General features: G+C 43.9%; 3 protein-coding genes. All 3 read right to left on the bottom strand.

All coding sequences use genetic code 11. The features are described from left to right. Positions 1-674, bottom strand: a 674-nt coding sequence (locus LD39_RS20680) for an amidohydrolase (protein ID WP_035553213.1), incomplete at its 3' end; no start/stop codon positions are given. Between the two features lie 52 nt (positions 675-726). Then, positions 727-1,446 carry a 2,3,4,5-tetrahydropyridine-2,6-dicarboxylate N-acetyltransferase gene (gene dapD, locus LD39_RS20685; protein WP_035553207.1) on the bottom strand — a complete coding sequence of 240 codons (720 nt, stop codon included), beginning with the start codon at positions 1,444-1,446 and terminating at the stop codon, positions 727-729. Positions 1,447-1,515: 69 nt separating this feature from the next. Continuing rightward, positions 1,516-2,991 carry an MDR family MFS transporter gene (locus tag LD39_RS20690; protein WP_035553210.1) on the bottom strand — a complete coding sequence of 492 codons (1,476 nt, stop codon included), beginning with the start codon at positions 2,989-2,991 and terminating at the stop codon, positions 1,516-1,518. Between the last annotated feature and the right edge of the window lie 4 nt (positions 2,992-2,995).

Here is a 2,995-nt window from a genome sequence, read left to right on the forward strand (position 1 = left end):
ATAACCGCACTATCAAGTGGGTCAACTCTCCGAGCAACAATTTGCTGCAAGTGGGAGACAAATGAACTTGCAGCGAGCACCATATCATGTGTGAGATGAGGAAAGGCCGCATGCCCTCCTTTTCCATAAAAGTCGATGAATAGTTCACTCGTATTGGCAAACAACAGTCCAGGCTTTGTAGATACGGTTCCTACTGGTAAGTCAGGGGCAATATGCAAAGCAAAAATGGTGTCTGGTTTAAACTTTTTCATCTCTTCAGACTTCAGCATCGGTTCAGCACCTCCCGGACCTTCCTCAGCCGGTTGGAACAAGAACACAGCATGGTGCTCAGACGGCCTTTCAGCTAACCTTGTAAGCGCCCCTAAAGCAATGGTCATATGAAAGTCATGTCCACATGCATGCATCTGGCCTTTATGATCGGAAGTAAACGCGTAGCCCGTTTCTTCCGTAAGAGGTAAGCCGTCGATATCTGCGCGATATCCTATCGTTTTTTCCCCTTTTGTTCCTTCCACCCGCACAAAAATACCTGTTTCCCATGTCTCCACAGTCAAATTCGTTTGAGGCAATTGTTCAATGTAATTTAATAAATACCGCTGAGTTTTAAATTCCTGAAACCCTAGTTCCGGGATACGGTGGAGTTCTCTTCGAATCTGAATCAATTCTTCAGCTCTCATCTGTCTCTCTCCTTAGAAGAAAGGCCTTGCTTCATGAGCAAGGCCTTGTTGTTTAATTATCTAGTTTACGAAGCTCTTGTTTGATTTCAGTTTTTGATTTCGTCTGGTCATCAATTTCTTTGATAACTTTCGCTGGAGTACCAGCTACTAGCGTATTCGGTGGGACATTTGCGGTTACAATGGCACCAGCGGCAACTACAGCACCTTCACCAACAGTTACGCCTTCTAACACAACTGCATTCGCTCCGATGACCACGCCATCCTCGATTACGACCGGTTTCGCTGAAGGCGGTTCAATCACACCAGCAAGAACAGCTCCAGCACCAATGTGACAATTTTTACCAACCGTTGCACGACCACCTAGCACGACGTTCATATCAATCATCGTACCTTCTCCGACAACGGATCCGATGTTAATTATAGCACCAAGCATGATAACGGCACCATCCCCGATTTCAACCTGGTCACGGATAATCGCACCTGGCTCAATGCGAGCATTGACTTTTTTCAGATCAAGCAGAGGAATTGCGGAATTTCTGCGATCGTTTTCTAAGACATAGTCCTCTATTTGATCAGCGTTTGCTTCTAAGAGAGGCTGAATCACTTTCCACTCTCCGAACAATACACCAGATTTTCCACTGATGAAATCCTGGACACCTTCACCGAAGTCAATGTCATTAAGTTTTTCTCCTTTGACATAAACTTTCACTGGTGTGGATTTTTCACTATTTGAAATGAAAGAAATAATTTCATTCGCATTCATTTGTTTCATTGCAACGTCCTCCTTATGTACTGATAAAAATCTTTCACCCTTTACTTTATCAAAGGATTAAGACTATTTTCAATCTTCTTGTTTAGGTAATTTTAAAATTAATAAAAAACTGATGACCGCTAAGACGAGCAAACCGATGTATACCATATGTAAACCACTTGCCAAAGCATTTTGTAAGATTTCAAGAGCTTTAGTTCCCAGGGCCTCTCTATCCGATTCACGAAGGAGTTCGTTTGTAGAATCGACCGTATAGGAATCTGGCAGACTAGAAGATTCAATGGCGGCATGGATACGACCATTTAGGATTCCCCCTAGAAGCGCTGCCCCTACAGCACTTCCAATCGTCCGCATAAACATATTTGTCGCCGTCGCAATCCCGCGGGTTTTCCATCCTACACTGTTCTGAATGGAAACAATGAAGGAGGTTGAGGAAAGTCCCATACCAATCCCGATGAACAAGGATCCAGACGCCGCGAACCAAGGCCCTTTTTCTGGGCTTAACATGGAAAAGAGTACTCCACCTATGATAAGCGAAAGACCTCCGAGCATCGATGTAGGACGGAAACCGATTTTCAACAAAAGATGGCCAGCTAGAGTCGATGCAATCGGCCATCCGATGGACATCGTCGTTAAAGTAAATCCGGCAACCGTTGCCGACTGCTCCATGACACCTTGTACAAAAGCCGGCAGATAACTGGAAACTCCTATCAGAATCATCCCCGTAGTCAAGGAAGTAAGATTTGCATAGCGAATGGAGCGTATAGACCATATATGAAAAGGCATCATTGGCTCTCTAGCATGACGTTCTTGAAAAACAAATAGGATTAAGCCAAGGAATGCCGTGCTACTTAAAGCTAACATCGACAGTGATTTCCATGGTATTCGGACACCACCTTCTACCAGAATGATCATGAGTGAACTGACCGTCAGCACCACATAAACAGCACCTGCTATGTCAACGGAGCGCTTTTCCTTAGAGATGTTTTCTTTAAAGAAGAAAATGATACCGAATATGGCCAGTAACCCTAATGGTATATTCATCCAAAATACGTAATGCCAGCTCAACACATCGACGAAAAAACCCCCAAGCGCTGGTCCTGTAACTGCAGAAATCCCCCATACACTGGCGAGATAACCTTGTATTTTCGCTCTCTCTTCCTTTGTATAAATATCTCCAACAATCGTGGTCGCAATTGGCATGAGTGCTCCTGCTCCAAGTCCTTGAATTAATCGTGCGACGATCAATACTGACATGGATGGTGCCAGCGCTGATAAAGCAGCCCCAAACAGAAACAAACCAATTCCTATAAGAAAAACTGGTTTTCGGCCGAATATATCAGATAGCCGCCCAAATAGTAAAACTGTCGCAGCATTCGTCAGCAAATAGGCAGAAAAGACCCAACTGTAAAGACTGAATCCTCCTAAGTCTGATACGATGCTTGGCATCGCCGTAGATACAATAGTTGCTTCAATGGCTGCTAAAAACATGGCAAGCATGATCGAAGCTAACACTAAACCTCGATTTTTTATGTATTGATTTTCCATAACT

Source organism: Halobacillus sp. BBL2006, from assembly GCF_000786645.1.
Lineage (GTDB): Bacteria > Bacillota > Bacilli > Bacillales > Halobacillaceae > Halobacillus.

Coding starts and splice junctions, on each gene's coding strand:
- dapD (WP_035553207.1), bottom strand. CDS start 1,446: ATGAAACAAATGAATGCGAATGAAATTATTTCTTTCATTTCAAATAGT.
- LD39_RS20690 (WP_035553210.1), bottom strand. CDS start 2,991: ATGGAAAATCAATACATAAAAAATCGAGGTTTAGTGTTAGCTTCGATC.